Annotated in this window: 19 protein-coding genes; 9 read left to right on the plus strand and 10 right to left on the minus strand. The window is 46.1% G+C overall.

Features of this window, described 5'->3' with window-relative positions; all coding sequences use genetic code 11:
• Window positions 1-282: a hypothetical protein gene (locus LEP1GSC052_RS13540; RefSeq protein ID WP_004459036.1), complete on the minus strand. Its 282-nt coding sequence runs from the start codon at window positions 280-282 to the stop codon at window positions 1-3.
• A 131-nt stretch (window positions 283-413) separates the two neighbouring features.
• On the minus strand, window positions 414-1,964 hold the full coding sequence (locus LEP1GSC052_RS13545; RefSeq protein ID WP_010573713.1) for a cellulose synthase family protein: 1,551 nt from the start codon (window positions 1,962-1,964) through the stop codon (window positions 414-416).
• Window positions 1,965-2,617: 653 nt separating this feature from the next.
• Here LEP1GSC052_RS13545 and LEP1GSC052_RS13550 point away from each other — a divergent pair.
• The 3 genes from LEP1GSC052_RS13550 (at window position 2,618) to LEP1GSC052_RS13565 (ending at window position 6,197) form a co-directional block, all read left to right on the plus strand.
• On the plus strand, window positions 2,618-3,355 hold the full coding sequence (locus LEP1GSC052_RS13550) for a motility protein A (protein ID WP_040913570.1): 738 nt from the start codon (window positions 2,618-2,620) through the stop codon (window positions 3,353-3,355).
• A 71-nt stretch (window positions 3,356-3,426) separates the two neighbouring features.
• Window positions 3,427-4,782, plus strand: coding sequence for an ethanolamine permease (gene eat, locus LEP1GSC052_RS13555; protein ID WP_156892123.1), 1,356 nt, complete (start codon window positions 3,427-3,429; stop codon window positions 4,780-4,782).
• A 275-nt stretch (window positions 4,783-5,057) separates the two neighbouring features.
• Window positions 5,058-6,197 (plus strand): hypothetical protein, encoded by a 1,140-nt coding sequence (locus LEP1GSC052_RS13565; RefSeq protein ID WP_010573709.1) that lies wholly within the window; start codon window positions 5,058-5,060, stop codon window positions 6,195-6,197.
• Window positions 6,198-6,278: 81 nt separating this feature from the next.
• On the opposite strand, the gene LEP1GSC052_RS13570 is transcribed toward LEP1GSC052_RS13565, so the two are convergent.
• From LEP1GSC052_RS13570 to LEP1GSC052_RS13590, 5 genes are read right to left on the minus strand one after another with little or no spacing between them, the layout of a single operon-like run.
• Window positions 6,279-6,614 (minus strand): DUF1292 domain-containing protein, encoded by a 336-nt coding sequence (locus LEP1GSC052_RS13570; protein ID WP_020985867.1) that lies wholly within the window; start codon window positions 6,612-6,614, stop codon window positions 6,279-6,281.
• On the minus strand, window positions 6,611-6,928 hold the full coding sequence (locus tag LEP1GSC052_RS13575) for an HNH endonuclease (RefSeq protein WP_020985649.1): 318 nt from the start codon (window positions 6,926-6,928) through the stop codon (window positions 6,611-6,613). The genes LEP1GSC052_RS13570 and LEP1GSC052_RS13575 overlap by 4 nt, the downstream gene beginning before the upstream one ends.
• Before the next feature lie 9 nt (window positions 6,929-6,937).
• A complete protein-coding gene (locus LEP1GSC052_RS13580; RefSeq protein WP_010573707.1) occupies window positions 6,938-7,930 on the minus strand; it encodes a type I phosphomannose isomerase catalytic subunit in 993 nt (330 codons plus the stop codon).
• A 5-nt stretch (window positions 7,931-7,935) separates the two neighbouring features.
• Complete coding sequence (locus tag LEP1GSC052_RS13585) at window positions 7,936-8,661, minus strand: J domain-containing protein (protein ID WP_010573706.1); 726 nt, start codon at window positions 8,659-8,661, stop codon at window positions 7,936-7,938.
• Between the two features lie 9 nt (window positions 8,662-8,670).
• A complete protein-coding gene (locus LEP1GSC052_RS13590) occupies window positions 8,671-9,372 on the minus strand; it encodes an LIC_12936 family protein (RefSeq protein WP_020986043.1) in 702 nt (233 codons plus the stop codon).
• A 122-nt stretch (window positions 9,373-9,494) separates the two neighbouring features.
• Between LEP1GSC052_RS13590 and LEP1GSC052_RS13595 the strand changes: the two genes are divergently transcribed.
• The gene (locus tag LEP1GSC052_RS13595; RefSeq protein ID WP_010573705.1) at window positions 9,495-9,827 is read left to right on the plus strand and encodes an STAS domain-containing protein; all 333 of its coding nucleotides are present in this window, start codon (window positions 9,495-9,497) and stop codon (window positions 9,825-9,827) included.
• Between the two features lie 169 nt (window positions 9,828-9,996).
• Here LEP1GSC052_RS13595 and LEP1GSC052_RS13600 read toward each other — a convergent pair whose 3' ends face one another.
• The gene (locus tag LEP1GSC052_RS13600) at window positions 9,997-10,599 is read right to left on the minus strand and encodes an LIC10729 family protein (protein ID WP_010573704.1); all 603 of its coding nucleotides are present in this window, start codon (window positions 10,597-10,599) and stop codon (window positions 9,997-9,999) included.
• A gap of 32 nt (window positions 10,600-10,631) precedes the next feature.
• On the opposite strand from LEP1GSC052_RS13600, the gene LEP1GSC052_RS13605 reads away from it, so the two are divergent.
• From LEP1GSC052_RS13605 to LEP1GSC052_RS13620, 4 genes are all read left to right on the plus strand, one after another.
• A complete protein-coding gene (locus LEP1GSC052_RS13605) occupies window positions 10,632-11,573 on the plus strand; it encodes a bifunctional riboflavin kinase/FAD synthetase (protein WP_010573703.1) in 942 nt (313 codons plus the stop codon).
• 469 nt (window positions 11,574-12,042) lie between these two features.
• Window positions 12,043-13,467 carry an OmpP1/FadL family transporter gene (locus tag LEP1GSC052_RS13610; protein WP_020986030.1) on the plus strand — a complete coding sequence of 475 codons (1,425 nt, stop codon included), beginning with the start codon at window positions 12,043-12,045 and terminating at the stop codon, window positions 13,465-13,467.
• Between the two features lie 244 nt (window positions 13,468-13,711).
• A complete protein-coding gene (locus LEP1GSC052_RS13615; protein WP_040913029.1) occupies window positions 13,712-15,451 on the plus strand; it encodes a SpoIIE family protein phosphatase in 1,740 nt (579 codons plus the stop codon).
• 3 nt (window positions 15,452-15,454) lie between these two features.
• Window positions 15,455-17,251, plus strand: coding sequence for a SpoIIE family protein phosphatase (locus LEP1GSC052_RS13620; RefSeq protein WP_020986650.1), 1,797 nt, complete (start codon window positions 15,455-15,457; stop codon window positions 17,249-17,251).
• An 11-nt stretch (window positions 17,252-17,262) separates the two neighbouring features.
• On the opposite strand, the gene LEP1GSC052_RS13625 is transcribed toward LEP1GSC052_RS13620, so the two are convergent.
• Window positions 17,263-18,219 (minus strand): hypothetical protein, encoded by a 957-nt coding sequence (locus tag LEP1GSC052_RS13625; RefSeq protein ID WP_010573698.1) that lies wholly within the window; start codon window positions 18,217-18,219, stop codon window positions 17,263-17,265.
• A 14-nt stretch (window positions 18,220-18,233) separates the two neighbouring features.
• On the minus strand, window positions 18,234-20,153 hold the full coding sequence (fliD, locus tag LEP1GSC052_RS13630) for a flagellar filament capping protein FliD (protein WP_020985940.1): 1,920 nt from the start codon (window positions 20,151-20,153) through the stop codon (window positions 18,234-18,236).
• A 135-nt stretch (window positions 20,154-20,288) separates the two neighbouring features.
• Here fliD and LEP1GSC052_RS13635 point away from each other — a divergent pair, with 135 nt between their 5' ends.
• Entirely contained in the window at window positions 20,289-21,011 is a 723-nt protein-coding gene (locus LEP1GSC052_RS13635) for an MIP/aquaporin family protein (protein ID WP_010573697.1), read from the plus strand.
• Window positions 21,012-21,029: the final 18 nt, after the last annotated feature.

Raw genomic sequence — 21,029 nt, forward strand, 5'->3', positions numbered from 1 at the left:
TTAGGTGAGAGTTTTCACCATGTAGATTTCGTCTTTGATCGGGAGTTCTTTCTTAAGATTTTTGATATAAGGAAGAATTTCACCCATCGGCTCATAGAATTCACAGTTCACTTGCATACGGCGAGCAACGGTGAAATATTTATAGAGCTTTTCTTCTCCGGATCTTTTGGACCATTTTTTCTTGGTACATTTTACGCGGAGAATGTATTTGTCTGCCTCGGATTCATACTGTCTTACGGTTACGCAGTGCAGGCAATTAGCGCAGTAAACTTTCTCACTCATCGGGGTTCCTATAAAAGTAGCGGTATTTTGTCAATTTTTCAGAAAAAAGTGCAAAGTCAAGCAGAAGCGCCGGGCTTTCGAGCGAGGCAGGGAGAATCTCTTCTCTCTACCCTTCTCTAGTTAGACCGGTATTATGCCTGAGCGGGAAGTTCTTCCGTGGATTCTTGTTTGGAAGCTCCGAGTTTCCAGAGAGCTTCTTTCAAAGATAAATATCCGACGTAGAAGAATCCGAGTGCGTAGATTGCTAAGAATCCTACGATCTGCGGTTTTCCAAGAGCAAACGAAAGAACCACGGTTCCAAGGCAGTAAATTCCCATGAGGAACTCGAGAACCACGTGGAAATCCAAGGGAACGGTGTATTTCAGTCTTTCTTTCAAAACGTCCGTGCTCTTTTCGATTTTGAGTTTCGGAGTGCGTTTGAAGGAAGATTGAATTCCGAGAATCGCTTCGAGCCACGCTCTTGTGTTTACGATCGCGATTCCGGTTCCGATCATGATGAGAATCGGCAGATAAACCATTCTTCTCTTCCAATCTTTGTGAAGAGTTTTCTGAGAATACGCGTAGAAAATCATCGGTCCCACGGAGCCGACGGAAAGAATCGCGGCGGTTCCCATCAGAATCTCGATCGGAAGATCGTAGAAGCTGAATCCGGACCAGTAGTCCATCAAAAGAAGCGGAGCACTGAAAAGAATATTGATCACCATCAAAGGGTGAACCGAATAATTGATCAAGTGAACGATCGCCTCGGACTTGATTCTCCAAGGAAGATCCGCACGGAGAATTCTCGGGAGCAATTTAACCGCGGTTTGGATCGATCCCTTGCACCAACGGAATTGTTGGGATTTGTAAGCGGAAATCATCGCAGGGATCTCAGCCTTACATTCAATATCTTTAAAATAACGGAATTTCCAGCCTTTCATTTCGGCGCGGTAAGAAAGATCGAAGTCTTCGGTAAGAGTATCGTGCTCCCATCCGCCGGAGTCGGTGATACAATCTTTTCTCCAGATTCCCGCGGTCCCGTTGAAGTTCATCCAAAGATGGGAACCGTTTCTCGCAACCTGCTCGATCATAAAGTGACCGTCGATTCCGAAGGATTGCGCTTTTGTAAGAACGTTATAGTCCGCGTTTACGTGTCCCCAGCGAACCTGAACCATTCCAATATTAGAATCTTCGAAATAAGGAACGGTTTTGATTAGGAAGTCCGGATCCGGCATAAAATCGGCGTCGAAAATGGCGATGTACTGACCGCGTGCCACTTTCATTCCCGCTTCGAGAGCTCCGGCCTTATAACCGGTGCGCTCCGCTCCGGATCTATGTAAATGATGAATGTCGAACCCGAGAGATTTGTAGTGAGCGATGAGTTTTCTGGATTTTTCGACCGTTTCGTCCGTGGAATCGTCCAAGAGTTGGATTTCGAGTTTATCTTTTGGATATTTCAGTGCGACAGTGGTTTCCAACAAGCGATCTACTACGTAGAACTCGTTGAAAATCGGAAGCTGAACCGTAACTACGGGTAAATTCGGGTCGGCGATGTCGAGAATCTTGTCCGGTTCGGATTCGCAATATGCATGGTTCTTTTTGTAGAGATATACCATTACGTAGGTATGAATCCCGAAGAAAAAGAGAGCGACGATGTCGATCCCATAAATGGCTAGAAACAGTACAGTTACGACGGTCAGCATAATGATAGCCAGAAAAAATTTTGCACGTTAAAAGTCAAAGGTTTTGCGCCGCATAAATTTTTTAGTTTTTAGAATTGGCTCGTGTATTTTTTACCGGAGAGCCTAATGTAGGAACTCCTGCGGCCGATACTTTTCAATGGATGGACAACAACCTCCCTGGTTGTGTTCCTCCACTGCGAATTTTCATTTTGAAACGGACGGGGGGACGAAAGTAACACCGTCCCCTTTTTTTGTACATATCGAGCGATTCAAAAGAGCGAGATAACCAAAAGGCAGTGGAACGTCGAACTCAATGTTTCTCCCTACGGGTCGAAACATAAGGTTGGTTCTCAGCGTAGCTGAGATAGTAGTCCATTGCGCCCACTTTTTCGTGGTAGTTCCCACAAATTTCCAACGGAAACGTCGCAGATGGTTCGTGATTTATCGATGAGTGGTAGTTCCCACATCGATTTGGAATTCTATATGATTCTAAAGTTCGGACGAAATGTAGGATCTCATACGAATCCTGATTGAACCTACGCAGCTTGGAAGTCCACAAAATCCCCGCGCAAGGGATCGATGCGGGATCCAAGCGGAGAGCCCGGTGGTGGGGCGTTTCCGCATGAGACAGAATTTTCTTGTAAAAACCCGTGATCGCGGGAACTCTTGCGGAAATGAATCCTACTCTCGTTGGCCTTTCCGTTGCATTCTTGTCCGTCCTGATAGCGATTCTTTTGGAAGGAGCGCATTTCCTTTCGTTCTTAAAAATTTCGGCGCTTCTTTTGATCATCGGGGGAACCGCGGGTGCGACCTTCGCCAGCTTTTCGTTGGAACAAATCAAAGACCTCATTCTCAACCTACAAACCGCAGTTTTTCCAAGACGAAAACTTCCTCTCGGAGAACTCTTTTTGGATTTCGCGGAGCGCGCTCGTAAGAACGGACTTCTTTCTCTCGAAGACAATCTCAAGTCGATCCAAGATCCGTTTTTGCAAAGAGGAATTCAACTCATCGTGGACGGAACCGATCCGAGGGCCGTGGAAGAAATTCTTTTCGAATCCGCGATCGCGATGGAAGACAAAGAAGCGAACTCGGCGAAGATTTTGGAAACCGCCGGAGGTTTTTCTCCAACGGTGGGAATCATCGGGACCGTCATGGGCCTTGTCGGAGTTCTCGAAAACTTAGGCGCCGGAACGCGCGCGCTCGGAGAAGGAATCGCAACCGCGTTTATCGCGACCTTCTACGGAATCGCATTCGCAAACCTTCTATTCTTCCCTCTTGCAAACCGGATCAAATCCTGGTCCAAAGAAGAATCCGATCGCAGACAAGCCATCATCCGAGGTGTGATCGCGCTTCAAAGCGGGGACAACCGTCGTATTCTGATGGAAAGAATGACTCCGTTTATCGGCGGTTGAGGTTCGACTTTCACGATTTCGGATTAAAAATTTCTTTCCTTTCTCCCGCTTCGGGAATTGATTCTTCCTTCATGTCTTCTTCTTTACAAAAGGTCCTCGGGCCGTTTCATCTCTGGGGAATTTCCGTCGGTCTCGTCATTTCGGGCGATTACTTCGATTGGAATCTCGGTTGGGCGCACACGAACTTTTGGGAATTTTTGGCCGCGGTGACCTTGATCGCGATTTTTTATTCCTGCTTTTCCCTTTGTTTTACGGAACTTGCGGTTTCGATTCCGCACGCGGGAGGTCCTTCCGCTTACGCGCACGTCGCCTTAGGTCCGTTAGGCGGTCTTTTCGCCGGTTTTTTCACGCTTACGGAATTCGTTCTCGCTCCTCCCGCGATCGCGTCCGCGCTCGGCGGTTACTTTCATTTTTTGATTCCTGCCGTCGGAGCCGAGATTGCGTCTAACGTGTTTTTTATTCTTCTGATCGGAATCAACCTATTGGGAATCAAACAAACCGCGAGATTCGAATTGTTCGTAACCCTTACCGCGGTATTCGGTCTTCTTTTTTATTTCGGATTTATCTTTCCCCATTTCGATTCGGGCAAACTTACTGCGGATTTTACATTCAATTTTTGGAATCTGTTTCCCGCTCTGCCCTACGCGATTTGGTTCTTTCTCGCGGTGGAAGGTGTGGCCATGGCCGCCGAAGAAGTGAAGGATCCTTCCAAGGATATTCCTCTCGGTTATCTTTCCGGAATCGGCACCTTGGTTCTTTTGGCCTTCGGGGTTTTGTTCGGAACTGCGGGGGTTGTTTCCACGGGAGAAGTTTCCAAATTGGATTATCCTCTTTCGTTTACATTAGGAAATCTTTATGGACCTTCGTCTTCGATCGTTCTTATTTTCACCTTTATCGGTTTGTTCGGTTTGATCGCGTCCTTGCTCGGAATCATTCTCGGTTATTCGAGGCAGATCTACGCGCTCGCCAAAGAAGGTTTTTTACCGAGAATTCTTTCCGGGCTGAATTCGAAAACCAAAGCTCCGAGTCTTGCGATTCTCGCGGGCGGGGTCGTCGGGCTCGTTTCGCTTCAGTTCGGAAATACGGGAGAACTCATCACCTTATCCGCGTTCGGCGCCTGTGGAATGTATTGTATCAGTATGATTTCCTTTTTTGTATTGAGAATCAAAAATCCGAACCAGAAAAAACCGTATCAGGTTCCATTCTATCCAATTTTACCGATCGTCGCGATCACGCTCGGGTTCGTCTGTTTTATCACATTAGCGATCTATAATGCGTTTTTGTTTTCGATCCTGGGCGCCGGTCTTGTTTTTTCGTTTCTGATTTATTGGAGCAACAACGGATTCGATCTCAAAAGGGTTCCCCATTCTTCCCTTTCACCCGATGAGGAAGAAAGCTCTTTATCCAGAGGGGATACGGATTTTTAAATCGATCCGAGTTGCGCCCAACGACGCGAAAATATTCTACTTCCACGGAAACGATTTGTGTTTTCACGATCGTAGGAACGATCTGATTCCGTTCTCTTTTCGATTATCTCACAAAAAGAAAAAATTTAAACCGAAATCATTTCGAGAGAACTTCAATTCTATTTATAAAAGAAGTCGGTATTCTATAATATCCGATCTTTTTTTTATCGAATTTCAAATTCTTTCCTCGGCATTCGTTTGCAAAACGATATGGGCGGTGTTATAATTCCGCCGCTATGAACCATTCTTCCACTTCAAAATTCATTCGTTTGTTTACTTTACTTACGATCCTTTGTGTTTGCGCTACGGATTGTAAAAAGGAAAACAACGATTCATCCAATCTTTTCGCTTTAGCGGCTTTGTACGCCGGAGCTTCGTCCAGATCGGTTTCTTACGGAGGAACCAAAAGTCCGGGCGATGTTATGACCGGAGACATGGTAAAAACAAATTATGGAAGTTTTTCGTTTACCAACCTAACGACCAACGAAAAAATTTCAGGACAAGTTACCACGTATACTTCAAGTCCGTTTATCGCGTTGATGTCGGCGCCTTCCTATTCGCAAGGAGGTTTTGCGATTCCGATCGAAGGAGTCGGATTGCTCGCGACTCCGATCAGCGGTTATTCCAACGCGGGCGGCGCTCCCGTTACGCCCATGCGCGCGGAAGTTTACACGGAAAAAAGTTCGAACTGTTCCGATGTCGCGGGAACCTTCAACACGATCCAAGCGATGTTCGGAACCTTAGGCGGATCGTTTCAAGGAGGATACGGAACTCTTACGATCACCGGAACCAATCAGAAATTCGTCTCGGGAACGATCACCACTTTGGGTGGAGCCGGAACCGCCGTGAATCTCAACAACGGAATCTGTACGGACGGAAAAGTCGTTTGGCCGACGGGCGAAACCGCGTTCGTCTCTTCGACGGGCGTTTTGATTTTGGATATGGGTACGGATAAAGGAGGTTTCTTCGGTTTAGCGCAAGATTCTTCCTTAAACGGAAACACGGTTCTCAACGGAAAAACGTTTCTCGGTTTCGACAATCTTCGAGGAGCCAATGCGGCCACGGTGGATTCTTTTGTAAGCGCAAAGTTCGTTTGTTCGAGCGGAGTTTGTACCGGAGTCAACATAGACGCTCGGACCTTATCCGCTCAAAACGGAGGAAACTCCTCCACGAACGTTCCTTCGTTTACGAACGGAATTTCGGCGACAACGACGTTCGGCACCGCAGGCGGCGGAATGCCTCTGGCGACGAACGACAACATCGTTTTGATCGCGCGCAAGGTGAACAACAAAATCACCTTCGCGATGTTAGGTTGTTCCACGGGAGGTTGTACGTCCGCGTCTTCCCGACATTTCGGACTTTACGCCGAGTATTGAGTTTTATCCGCCTACCCCGCGCGCGTCCGGGGTAGGTTCATCATTTTAGAATATTCTATTTTTTTAAAATTCTCGGCCGAATCAAACGATGTCCACGTTCAATTCCGCGAGAATGTCTTGGAGTTCCCGTTTGTCGCGGACTTCGATCAGACGATCCTCTCCGTATTCGTCGGCTTCGAGACGAACTGCGAAATAACCCGCGTTGTCCTCTCCGCGCAACGAACTCACGTCCAAGTTGATCAAATCCAAATCCTCTTCCAAAATCGGGGACAAAAGAAAGTATTGATTTTCGTCGATCTCCAAGGCTTCCGCGATGATAAACGAATGCGGATTCCCGTCCTCGTCCAAAAGCTGAACGCTTTCCCGACCTTGTTCTTCGTGTTCCCTGGATTCTTCGTCGTGCGAAAGATCGTTCACGATTGACCGCCTTGCGTTCGGCCGCTTTCGGAATCCGAATCGAACTCGAAGGGAAGTTTATTCTTTTTTGCGAAATTACATTCTTTGCATGCGGGAACGAGGTTGGCCTTTATGGACTTTCCTCCCTTTGCGAGAGGAATGAGATGATCCATCGTCAATTCTTCGGGCGGGAATTTTCTACCGCAGTAATGACAAACGCCCGCGCCCTTTTTCTTTTTCCACCACGGAGTTTTTTTGAGATCCTTTGCGATCCTTCTTTGTTTTGCGAGTTCTTCCTCGCTGATCCAGACGATTGGTTCTTCTTCGGGTTCCATTCGAAAATTCTAATCTTTGTACGCGGCCCAATCGGAACCGGGTCCGCTGACGGAAAGTTTCAGGGTTTCGCTACGATTGATCGCCTGAATTCCCTCTTCCAAACCGGAAGCGGTGAGAAGAATCGTATCTCCCTGGGAAAGAATTTCTCCTTCCACCTCCGCCTTCCCCTGCAACACGATCAAAATTTGGAACACGGAATCCAGATATACATTCGGAATTTGGAATGTTTTTCCGTTTCCGGAAACTTCCAAGGTTTCCATCAGAAACTTATCGTTTGCCGTTAGACGAAACCGCTTGCCGTCGCCCCAAGTTTTCGGCTCGGGTTTCATGACGTCGGCTTCGGAAGGACCGGAATAATCCAAAACGTCGAGCGCCTTTTGAAGATGTAATTCCCTCGGTCTTCCGTAGTCGTAAACCCTGTAAGTGGAATCCGAAGATTGTTGCACTTCCATCAAAAGAATTCCGGCGCCGATCGCGTGGATTCTTCCCGGATTCAAAAGAAAGGAATCCCCTTCCTTTACGGGAATTTGTCTTAAAACTTCTTCGGCCTTATTTTGTTCCACGAGGGATTTGAATTCTTCCCTGCTCGTTGCATTCAAAAAACCGCATACGAGTTTGGAGCCGGGTTCCGCTTGCAGAACGGTCCACGCTTCTTTTTTTCCCGCGCTTTGCGGATCGTATTTTTCGGCGTATGCATCGTCGGGGTGAACTTGAACGGAAAGTTTTTCTTTGGCGTCTATGATTTTGATTAAAAGAGGAAAGGGTTTATCTCGGAACGGTTTGCCCAGGATCGCGTCTGTGTTTTCCCGATATGCGGCGCGGAAATTTTTTCCTGCGAGAGGTCCGTTGTTGATTATGGAAACGTCGTCTCCGTAATCCGAAATTTCCCAGGATTCTCCGATGTTTCCGTCCGGTATGTTTCTTCCGAGGAAGTCTCCGAGTTTTCTACCGCCCCAAATTCTATCCTTATAAATCGGATTTAATCGGATCACCTTCTGCATAGGACCTATTTTTTCCCTCCGTCCAGAAGTTCAATTTTTACTTTGAGACGGTTTTTCTTAAAATGAACGAATCCTTCGGGTTTGAGTCCGGAAAGATCCAGTTCGTAGATTTTACCGGGAAGAAGTTTCCCCGCTTCGGCCTCGAGATTGAGATTTCGAAAACTTTTATACGTTCCCTTTCCGCCGCAGGAATCGCAGAACACGTTCGAACCCCTGCAATCGGGACAAAGAACGCGCACAACCAGGGGAATTTTCGCGGACAACGGAGAATTCAACTCTTCCATAGTTAAGAGAATTCTAATATCGTAATATATGCCGGAGTATTTTTTGCGTTCCTTATTTCTCATTCCAGCGCGCAACAACCCGCGTTTCGCGAGTTCGACTGCCTGACCCGCGTATAAAATTCTCGAGGCGGGAATCTGTTTTACTTTTACGGGAGAATGCGGATCGTTCTTCCCTTCGATCGCGGACTTGAACTTAAAAAGAATTTCGGGATGTCTGGAAAGATATTGAAGATCGTATTCTTTTCTCCGAGTCGGATGTGTGAGAATCTGATACGATTGTGCGAACTTTTGAAAAAGATCGGAGGAACCGGTTTCTCTGTTATCGGGATGGAATATCTTCGCCAATTCCCGATAACGCGATTTTACCCTTTCGACGGAAGCCAAGGGAGAAAGTCCTAGATTCTTATAATGATCCGGGAAATTATTTTTTGACCCCGGATCGTTCATATAAGAATTCTACTCCTTTGGAAGATTCTCCTGATAAGGTCCGCCGTTTTCCACTTCTCTAAGGGTGGTTTCCACGTCTTCCGCGGTGGTTTTGATGTTTCCTTCCACATACTTATCGATTCGACGGATGATTTCCAGTAGGTTGGTTCTATAAATCCGGACAAGTTTTACCCTTTGCGCGGGTTCACGGATCGTTGCCACATTATAAACGACTTCCTTCGTGCCGGAATCCGTTTTTTTTCTCACCACCAATTCGATGGAATCCGGTGATTCGGAACTGAGTTTATCGTTTCTAAGAATGCTGATTTCCTCATACTGAGGACGCATTTTGGAAATTAATGATTTCCTACTCCAAAACACGATCGATTCCAATTTTAAAGCCGCGCTTTGTTCCTTAGCTCCGGAAACTTTCAAAACGAATCTCAAATCGAGCATGTAACGATTTCTACTTTGAGGAATTTGATCCTCATACGCGGGAATAAACTGACTGTAAAGATTGTCTTGGATCTGTTTTCTTCGGTTTAAAAATGCAAGGCGACTTTCGATTCGCTTATGAAACTCCGCAATGTCCTTTCCCAAAAGTTCCAGGTCCTTAATTTGTCCCTGTTCATAAGGTAGGATTTTCACTTTACCATCCGGTTCGAACTCTTGGCCCGAAATACCGGCAAAGGCGGAAATCATAATCAGGAAATAAAATAATTTGGCTTTCATTGTATAATTTTCCAGACCCGTCCTTTAATAGTTTCGGTGGTTCTGGGATTTTCCCCATAATTTTATCAAAAATAGATTGAACTTATCGTCAAATTCTGGGAAAAGGGAAGGAAAGGAACGGTATGGAAATCAATCATAGAAAATCGGGAGAAACCAACATCGTAAGTCTTTCGGGTAGTCTCGATATCTATACCTCAATCGATCTCAAAACATTCTTCGAAACTAATATCAATAAAGATAATAAAAACGTAGTTGTAAATCTTGAAAAGCTCAACTACATCGATTCTTCCGGAATCGGAATGCTCATCAAGCAGTTGAACTACGTGCAAGACCTAAACGGTTCTTTTTTTATCGCGAACATGAAACCCGCGATCGAAAAAGTTTTCAAAGTCGCCGGTCTTACTTCCTATTTCAAAACCATCAGCCCCGCAGAATTCAGTTCTAACTTTCCGTAAAACCCGCGTTCTTTCGATAAACACTCAAACCGAAGCGCGATCGAACGTCCCGAAGAACAAAGACGCGTTTTCGATCCGCAAGCCTTCGCGTCGTTTGGCGGGTTCCGGTTGCGGACGCGATTTACGCGGCAAGGATTACTCCTACTCTGCAAGAATCGTTTTATCAGAGTTATTGCGGACGATAGTTGTATAAAACGTCCCAGATTCCCCAAAAACGACCGAGTTCCCCGGCGTTCGGTAGGAGACGGAAATCCATTCTCCCTTCGATCAACTCGCCCGGATCGACTCGAAACCGAACGGGAAATTGGGAAGAATAATCCCCCCCTCCCGGAAATCGAACCGTGGTTTTCAAAACGCCGTTCATATAAATTCTAAGTTCCCTCGGTTTTAATCCCTTGGGTCTTTCGGTGAAAGTAAACTGCGTTAGATCCATTTGAATATACAGAGGTTCGTTGCGGGACGGATCCGCGGTAAGATAAAACCTAAGTCCTTCTTCGGGAATCATTCTACAAAGTCCGTCCTGCAATCGGCCCGTTCCGGCGCCTGGAGCCCAGTCCGGCCTGTCCCTTTCCAACTGCATTCCGTTGTGAATCGCCCAAGTGGAAAGCTCGGAATACGTTCTAAAATCTTCGGTATGAAGAGGCGCTCCGTCTTCTCCCTGATGATCGAAGTTGATGAATTTTTTAAATTTCGGATTTTCTTCCGATTGGAGAAACCCCGTACTGGTAAAAGTAAAACAGAACAAAACGAGTATGAATCGGTGCAAAACCATCTACTCTTAGTATCGACAGGACCGGGAAGAATTTGATCACAATCCATACACTTGACCAAGCCGGAAAAACAATTCATTCTCCCTGCGTCGTGACTTTGGGCAATTTTGACGGAATTCATCTGGGTCATCAGGCTCTTTTGGATCGTGTTTTGAAGGTTTCCAAAGAAACCGGACTCGCTTCCTGCGTGGTTACCTACGATCCGAACCCCGCGATCGTCCTCGGAAAAAATCCGGACATGAAAAGTCTCATGACCCTTGCGGACAAGGAAGAATGGATCCGCAAACAAGGAATCGACTTTCTGGTTGTTCTTCCGTTTCACAAAGAATTGGCGGAGATGAGCGCGGAATCCTTTTTGGAGGAGATTCTTCTCAAACAACTCAAGGCAAAAAACATCATCATCGGTTTCAATCATTGTTTCGGCAAGGGAAGAAGGGGAAACTTCGAACTCCTGCAAGAATATTCCGAAAAGCTAAAATACTCCGTGGAAAAAGTGGACCCGGTCTTTTTGGAAGAAGTAAAACTTTCCAGTTCTTATGTGAGAGGATTGATCTCCGAAGGAAACGTAAAGGAAGCGACTCGTTGTCTCAACCGCTCTTATTCCGTTTCGGGAATCGTCGTCGGAGGCCACAAAAGAGGAAGACAGATCGGATTTCCTACGGCAAACGTTAAAACGAACTCGGACATTCTTCTTCCCGGAATCGGGGTTTATGCCGGTTTTACCGTGGTCGAGGGAATCGAATATCCTTCGATGATCAACATAGGACGCAATCCTACCTTCGGAGAAAACGCGGTCACTCTGGAATCCAACATCTTCGATTTTCAAAAAGAGATCTACGATCAAACCGTACGAGTGATTTTTACGGAAAGAATTCGGGACGAGGTTAAATTTTCAGGAGTGGAAAGTTTGATCGCTCAGCTGAAAGAAGACGAAATTTCTGCGAGAAACATTCTCAAAAGCGCCGCTACGAAATAAAAAAGTTTTTCCGATTCTCGATCCGTTCACGATCAGCTCGTAACGGCGATCCGCCCTCAAAACGCGTTCCAAAAAATAAAAAACGACCGAACGTTTCGCGCGCCCCAAAAAACCTATGCTTGATCCAATTTATTATTATTTTTGAATATTTTATTTTTAGAATATTCTTAAATAAAAATATTTTTGAATTTGAGCGATTGGCGCAGTCGATCCTTGTGTCTGCTTGTTCGGCCTTTTCTAATTTTAGCGACCGATTTGCTCGCGGGAATTTCTGCTTTACGATTTTTCTCGTCCTTTTGTTCTCCGTCGCAATGATAGAATTCCGATTCCAAGATTCTTAACAAATTGCAAAATGGATTTTACCGTTTTCTTATTTTTTGCATAGGATAGCGGATAACGTATCCGTTATCCTGATTGAATACACAAAACATCCGGTCATTCTGAAATCAGATTTTCTCAGGAGACCGAAATGATTTCAAACTTAGGAATAAAACCCCGACTTTTTTATCCGGGTATTCTCATCGTTCTTGCTTCGTTTTTCGATTCGACGCTTTGGGCCGTGGACGGACTGACTCGAAACGCGATCAACGCAAGATACGAAGCGCTCGCAGGCACCAACACCGCGTTAGGCGGTTCTCCGATCGATGTCGCATTAAATCCGGCGAATCTTTCCCTGACAAAAGGGAAAAAACTGGAGTTCGGTCTCGGTAATTCCACGATCTACAACCGTTATCAGGATCAGTTCCTGGATTCCAATCCGAACTACGCGTATACGAACGATAAAAAAAGCCAAGTGAACGCTCCCGCTCCTTACATCGCGTTGAAACTTCCGGTTACGGATAACGTGGATTACGGAGTCGCGTTGTATATCCCGGGAGGAGCGATCGGCGGCGTGGATAAGATCACGAGAAACACTCCGACCGGACAATCCCTAAACGATTGGGCCGGAGTCAACATCCCCGGACCGATCGGAGATTCCAAACAGATCAAGGAAACCAACAGCAATCAATTCGCGGTGGTAAAACTCGTAAACGGTCTTTCCGTTCGTTTGGGGAATCTTTCCTTGGGCGCGAGTTTGGAAGCGGTTTACGGAACGCAAAAACTCAATCAAAAATACTACGATATAACCGGAACCGTGGAAGTTCCCGGACAAGGTTACTATTACGAAAGCAGTAAAAAAGCGTTTTCGATCGGCGGGGTTTTGGGCGCGAACTACGCGTTCACGGAAAGATTCAGAGTCGGTTATTCGTATCAGGCGCATTCTTCCGTTCCTTTAAACGGACATTACTCGATCGGTTTGAACAATCCGTATTATTACAGAAAGACCGGAGTTTCCTACGAGTTCGATCTTCCGGAAAAACATTCATTAGGTTTTTCTTATGGACCGGAGAACATAAAGATCGCGGTCGATTTGATCTACACGAACTACGGTTCTTATCTGAAAAAGGCGAATCAAAAACTGGAGGATCCTTGGCTTCCCACTCCGTTCGGAAATTTGGCGGACGCGGACGCGCATCTCAACTTCCGAAATCAGGGCGGGGTTCTCGTGGGATTCGAACATAAACTTTCCGATTCCTGGGTTTACAGACTCGGATATTCGTACAATTCTCTCGCGATCAAAAGCAACGGACTCGGCGGAACGACCGGAGGATTCTTTTCGGTCTATCACGTCTTCGCAGGAGGTTTTAGTTATCTCTTCGACAAATGGAGTTTGGATCTGGGAGTCAGTTACAACGGTCCGAAAAATCACGTGAGCGGAGCCAAAGGAACCGATTGGGATTTTTCGCACTCGATCAAAACCGGCCCCACTTCGTTTAACAACGCGGGTTATTCTTACGGCGCGGAATCGACGATTCTCGCGGTCAACATCGGAGCGACCCGCCGCTTCGACTAAAAGATGGAATTCTCCCCCGATCGTTTCTTTGAAAAATCAGGGGAGAATTTTCGCGTCTTTCTTTACGAACGAGATAAGGCCCGAATCCGAGCGACGATTTCGTCTTCATTAGAATTTCATGAATTCTTTGTCGGCGTTGCAAATCTTTCCGAAAGAATTTAAGAAATAAATATTTTATAGTTTCAAATTCATCGTCAAAACGAATACTGGGGTCGGGCCCGATTCTCGAATTCGTTCTTGCTGTATGAACTATTACCTATTTTTTCCAATGGCGGCTCTTTTTGCGAATACGGTGTTCATCGCATTCGTTTACGCGAGAAGAACAGGCAACCCGATCATCCGTTCTTATCTTTTTTATTTAATCGGACTCGACGCCTGGCTTTTCACTTACGCTTTCAGTTGGTCCTATCCTCCCGAGTCTTGGATGACTTGGGCTTTTAAAATTCTTTCCGCAACTTGGCTTCCGGTCGGAGCGCTTTATCTCGAATTCATATACGCGTTTTTAAACAGGGTCCCCGGAGTTTTCCTTTGGTTTTTTCGAATCGGAATTCCAATCTCGTATCTACTGACTCTTTCCACCGATTGGGTGATTCAAGGGAGCGTCCGTTATTATTGGGGTTATGAAAACGAACCCGGTCCTTTGTATCTTGTGGTCATTCTTTCTTTCGTCGCGCTTCCGGGTTTTATAGGTTTGGGAATTTTAATCCGATCCTTTTTTGTTTCCCGCAAGGATCAGAAAAAACAAATCGGCTTGGCGATCCTCGGTTCCATGTCCGCGATGTTTCTGAGTTTTTATTCCGAAATCATCCAAGTCGACGATCAAGGGAGAATCTTATCCGTTCCTCTCACTCCGATCGCGGTCGTAATCCAATCCTGTCTTATCTTTTTCGCGATCACGAGATACGGCTTCCTGAGAATCAACATCGAAGGTCTCGCCGTGGAATTGTTCCGCGACATACACGACGGAATGATTCTCGTCAAACAGGATCGTTCGCTTTATTTTATGAACGAATCCGCGATGAAAATATTAGGAATTTCGAATACTCTTCCTTCTCATTTTTATCCTTCCGACTTTTTAAGGGGTTATATAGAAAGCCCCAATCATCTTTCGAGGGAATACCAGCCGATCTTCAACCGAAACTGCAGAGGCGTCGAACTGACGAGATCGAACATAGAATTGGCCGGTAGCGAAACCGGTTATCTTTTTATCCTGCGCGATATCAGCGAAAAGATAGAATCGAGAGAAAAGATAGAAAGTATTTATTCCGCTTTGAGCAAGGACTTGGAGATCGCAAAGATCGCGCAGACTTCCGCGATTTCCACGAAGTTTCCGGAAAGTTCCCGCTATAAGTTCCATTCTCATTTTCAACCGTTCGAACTTGTGGGAGGGGATTTTTTACGCGCGCTTCAACGTTCGGACGGAAAACTGGATATTTTTTTCGCGGACGTTTCGGGTCACGGGATCTCTTCCGCGATGGTCGCCGGGATGCTTTCGATTTCGTTTCAGTTGGTCATCGAAACGAAGCCCTCTCCGAAAACGGCCCTTGAAAAGATCCAAACCTTGCTTTTAAACGCGGTTTTAAACCATCATATCTCGGCGATTTATCTTTCCTACGATCCGAATACAAAAATATTAGAATATTCTTATGCAGGTCATCATCCAATCCTGATCTTCCGGGACGGGGAGATCATTCCTTTGGAAGGCGCGGGAAGAATCCTTTTGATCACCGCGGAAACGGAACTTCACAACTACGAATTTCAAATGAAAAAGGGGGATATTCTATTCTTATATTCGGATTGTCTTTTCGAAGTCCGAAACAACGAAGGGGAGATTTTAGGTTACGAGAATTTTATGCTCAAGATCCGGGAAATTCCGGTCCACACCCCTTCCAACATTTTGAAAACGTCCATCGACCAAGCCTTGACCTTCGGAAAAGGAAAACTTACGGACGATCTGGCCGTTTTGATTTTGGAGATTTTTTAACCGATGAATCTCTACGTTCTCATTCCTTTTTCCGCGTTGCTCATCAACGGTTCCCTGTTTGCGTATGTAAGCGCGCTCAAGGGAAAATCGAGAACCGTTTCCTTGTATCAAAGATTTTCGGTTCTACTTTCCGTCTGGCATATCGCGCTCATTCTTTATTGGTCCTTTCTTCCCGGGAATTGGCCCGTGATCGTTTTCAAAGTTTCTTCCTTCGCTTGGATCTTTATCGGTTGTCTGTTTTTCGAGTTCGCCGTTCAGTTCACCGGATCGAATTATAGATTTCTAATATACTTTTTCCGAGGACTTTCCCTCGTTTCTTTTCTCGTCACGATCAGCACCGATCTCGTGATTGCGGGAAGTTCACGCGCGTATTGGGGAGATATGATCGTGGGCGGGCCCTTGTATCTTCCCGTTTCTACGTTCGTGATCGGAATTCCCACGTTAACCGCTTCTTTGATTTTGATTCAAAGCGGAATTCGTTCCAACAATCTCCTTTTAAAAAAACAATCGAGGCTCGTCGCATACGGAACGATCTTCACGTATCTTTTGAGTTACAGCACGACCCTTCTTCCCCGTTATTGGAATTCTTCCCTTACGTTTCCTCCGATCAGCGGAAGCGCGGCTTTGATCCAATCGATCTGTATCTTCATAGCGATTCAGAAATATGGATTTATGGATCTCAAACTCGAACATATCGCTCTGCGGCTTTATTCCGAAATTCGGGAAGGTGTGATTCTTCTTTCTTCGAAAGGCATTCTTCTTTTTATCAATCTTTCCGCGAGGAAAATGCTTCGTCTTCCGGAGAACATCGGAACCGGAATAAATTTCGATCTTTGCGGTTATCTCGAAGGATTTCCTTCCGATTCCTTTTTTGAAAGAAAGGAGTTTATAAATCTCAGCGTTCAAACGGAAGAACAACCTCACCTATCGCACGAAGATTTCTTACACGTCCCCGAAAACAAGTACTTGGAAGTCTCCTCCTCTCCGATTCCGCTTTCCGGCAAAAACGGAGGAAGGGTTTATATTCTCAGGGACATCACCGAAAAAAAGGAATCGCTCGAGAAAATTAGAAAATTATTATATAGATTGGATCTGGATCTCGATCTCGCGCGGGACATCCAGGAAATGATCACTACCCGGGACTTTCCGGATTCTCCCGATTATAAAATCCATTCCCACTTTCAACCTTACGTCAAGGTCGGCGGGGATATTCTAAACGTAATCAAGGAGAAGGACGACAGTCTTCATATTCTTTTCGGAGACGTTTCCGGGCACGGAATTTCGGCTGCGATGGTTGCGGCCATGACCTCCATCGCGTTCGGAGCCTCGACCAAAAGAAGCAAACTCACCGATCACAATCTTCTTTTTATCCATCAACTTTTGAAGGATACGATCACGCTTCACTTTCTTTCCTCGGTTTATATGAGATACGTCCCCTCCATTCGAAGATTGGAATATAGTTACGGAGGACATCATCCGGGTTTGTTGATCCGAAACGGGGTCTGTTCCTTTATCGAAGGTTCGGGCGGAATTCTTTTTGCGATCGCGTCTCCGAAAATCCAAAGGTACGAGCTCGATCTTCAAAAAGGGGACAGGGTTCTTTTTTATTCGGACGGTTTGTTCGAGGTGAAAAACAGGGAAGGAAACATTCTCGGCAGAAATCAGTTTCTGGAAGCGGTCAAATCTTTGGTCGTGGACGATACGAACTCGATGATTCGATCGATTCTCTCCTACTCCGGTTCTTTCGGAGAAGGAGAGATGTCCGACGACGTCACGATCTTTTGTCTGGAAGTATTTTAGAATATTCTAATTTACGCGATTTTCTCGCGGATCAATTTCAAGAACGGAAGAAACTCGTCCAAGGTTCCGGGCAATTCGTATTCTATGGAATCCCCGGCGCGGATGATGTCCTTTTCTTCCAATGCGACCGCGATCCCGGCAAGGATCTCGTTCAATTCTCCCGTCTTTTCCTCGAAGCCGACTCCGTCGATCGAGATTCCCGCGAGATCCAGATCCGGTTTTCGGAGCTTCAAAGTGATAAACGAAGTCAGAAGAACGTTGATCTGTGAAATGGATTGGGTCAACAGCTCGGTCGCAACCTCGTCCTTTCCGGATTGATAAGCCTCGTTCACTTTTACGAAACCTTCTTTGAGTCCGCCTATGTTTCCGATAAACGTGTCGAGAATTTCCTTCAAAGTGGGAAGATCCAAATCCAACACTTGTGTTCTCGCGATCAGATCCATGATGAAAAGTTTCAAGTCTCTCAGATGTTCCAAAAAAGCTTCGATGGTTTCGGTGTTGTCCAGACTTCCGCAGTTCGAAGAGATCTCGGATACGATCTGTGAAACCGTGTTACCGGTTCCCATCGGTTTAATCTGATCGAGTTTAAGATGCAGCAGATTCGAAGCGGAATTCAAAACGGTTTGAATCCATCTGACTCCGTCGCTCAGTTCGGAAGATTCTTTTTCGGTAAGAGAATCCCTTCCGAACAAAGTGGAACCGACCTTGTCCACGTACAAATCCAATTCGGTGAGAGTGGAAACGAGAAAGTCCATCTCTTCGCCCACGAAAAACTCCATCTTGTTCGCGGACTCGATTCCTTGTTCGTTCATGCTGGACGCTTGAAATTCGATTCCGTCGACGGTGCAACCGAGAAGATATTTTCCTTTCGATTCAACCCACTTGTTGATTTCGCCGAAAACTTCGCCCAACTTCTTTTCGTTTTCAAGAGAACTATCTAAGAGATGTTCGTTGATGTAGATTTCCATTTCTATCTCCTGTTTTACTCGTTTCTCGCGCCTTTGAGGTTGTTGTTCAAGTAGGCGCCCACCGCTTTGTTCTTACCGACGCCCTGTTCCATATAAAGAAACTTGGACTTCAGTTTTTTCTCGTAACTCACGAGATGATTTTCGTATTCCTTGATCTTCTTGTTGTTATCGGTGACCTGCTCTTCCAGCATCTTCACCTTTCCGGCCACAAGTCCGCCTGCGTATTGAGTATAAGGTTTCACGTGTTCGAGAAGATCCACCGCTACCCCGGTGTCCATTCTCGCGTCCGAGTTCGTGTCGATCGCGAAAAGATTACGAACCGCGTCCGGGTTTTCCGCGAGTTTTGTTTTCAGTTTTTCCTCGTCGAGAATCAAAAACCCGTCCTGAATATCGGCCCATTTGCTGCCGACGTTTCCGGTGCTGATTCCGATGTCGCTTAACATTCTTACGGAACTTTCACCGCTGACGGGATAAGAGGAACTCGCGACGGTTTTCATACCCGCGATCAAACGAAGAACGGTATGTTCTCCCGATAAAAGACCGGTTTTGGTTTTTCCTTCCCAAAAACTTTGTCCGATTTCTCCGCCTTCTTCCTTTCCGTCGCGAACCGTCGCGTTCTTATCCACGGCGGTCGATTCTTTAGAAAACTTTAATACCGTGTTGTAAGCGGCGATGAACTCTTTAATCATCTCGATCCCTTTATCGGAATCCGTTTTGATGTCGATGTTCACCGGGGCTTCGGTTTTTTTGTGGAGATTCAGGGAAACTCCGTCGAGCACGTCCGTAAGTCCTTCGTTTTTGGGGCGATTGACTTCGATCCCGTCCACTAAAAAGACCGCGTCCTTCGCTTCCGCGATTTCCTTGGCGGGTTTAGCGCCGCGAAATTCCCCCGGAATCACTATATGAAAAGAATCTAATATTACGGTTTTACCGCTCGAGTTCGCGAAAAGAATCTTATGAGCCTTTTGTCCCGTTGGAAAATTCTTGAGATTCAACACGACCTTTCCGTTTTGTTTGGAAGCGGTTTCAAAGATCATCTTTTCTTTGTCGTTTTCTTTATAAAGAATTCCTAATTCTAATTTGTCTTCCTGAGCGAATTCAACGGAAGTAACGAGTTCGATTCTCGTGTTCTTCTTCAACTCCGTGGTGGGAATTCCGAATTGAAACGAACCGACGCTCGCGATTTCCATCCACTTCTTACCGTTCTCTTCTTTAAAAACGGGTTTTGCATCCGCGGGAACACCGTACTTTTCCGGTTGAAAAACGAGAATCTGATCCTGTTCGGGAAGAAGACTCAATTCTTTCGGAGGATCGGCAGGTTCGCTCGCGCCCACTAAGTTCGCGGCTTGCAGAACTCCATTAGAATCTTCGAATTTAAGTTTGCGATCCTTACCGGACAATCCCGCCGTAAGAGTAAGAACGTAATTGTCTCCGTCCACTTTAACGAGTCCAGTATTGACAAGACCGGCCGCGCCGACCTTGATCGCGGCCGCGAGATCCCGGATCGTTCCGCCCGAGAATTCGATTTCCTTTTCGCTGTCGCCGGAAAAGATTTTGAATCTTCCCGCAGGGATTTGTTTGTTCGCGTCCGTTTTATCTCCGGAGATTTGATGATACGTTGCGAGTTCTTTGATTTCGATTTTGCGTTTGCCCGCGCTCGCCGAACGAGACGCGTCTCCGCTGACAACACCTTCCGGTTCGGATATGATATTCTTCATCGCGAACGGAGCGGTAAAAGATATAAGTGCTCTTGTTTTATTCTGTAAGTCGGTCGTGACTACTTTGAGGTCGCTCCACGCTTTTGACTGAGCTTTGTTAAACGAATTCTGTTGCTCAAGTCGGCGGATCGGTTTGGCTTCCAATTCCACCAATTTCTTTACGATCAAATTTGTATCTTGTCCGGAGCTAAGTCCTGGAATCGTAAATGCGGGCATCTTGTCCTCCTACATTCTTAATCGGTCGAATCGGAAAAAAGATAAGGGAAAATGAAAAAATTCGATGTCGGAAAAACCGATTGCCGATCCTAAATGTCCGTGGATTTTAGTTCCGATTTTCGTAGGGAGAAATGAATGTTATCGCCTGTTTTGGGAGAATTTTTGGGGACCTTCGTATTGATTCTTTTGGGAAACGGCGTAGTCGCCGGTGTTTTGCTGGAAAGAAGCAAATCTAAGGACGGCGGTTGGATCGTGATCACAGCCGGTTGGGCCTTTGCAGTAATGATCGGAGTTTTTGTTTCGAACGCGTTCGGAAGTTCGGACGCACATTTAAACCCCGCGGTAACACTTGCATTTGCAATTAAGTCGGGAGATTTATCCAAGTTGATTTCCTATGTTCCCGCTCAAATCGGCGGCGCGTTTTTAGGAGCCGTATTCAATTATCTGCATTATCTTCCGCACTGGAAGGAAACAAAAGATCCGGGAAAAATTCTCGCGGTGTTTTCCACCGAGCCCGCGATTTCGCATGTCGCTTCCAACTTCTTCAGCGAATTCTTGGGAACGTTTCTTCTGATCTTGGGAATCGTTTCGATTTTCTCGCCCGCTATGCAGGGTTTAAGCGCGCATTTCGGCACGTTCTTGGTGGGAATTCTCGTCTGGAGCATCGGTCTTTCCATGGGAGGAACCACAGGTTACGCGATCAATCCCGCGAGGGATTTAGGTCCGAGACTCGCGCATTTTATTTTGCCGATCGCGGGAAAAGGTTCTTCGAATTGGAAATACGCGTGGCTTCCGGTGATCGCTCCGTTAAGCGGCGCGGCTTGCGCCGGATTGCTTTTGGGTTTCCTGAAAGTTTAAGGGAGAATGTTCCGTTTT

Source organism: Leptospira kmetyi serovar Malaysia str. Bejo-Iso9, from assembly GCF_000243735.2.
In the GTDB taxonomy this organism is placed as follows: domain Bacteria; phylum Spirochaetota; class Leptospiria; order Leptospirales; family Leptospiraceae; genus Leptospira; species Leptospira kmetyi.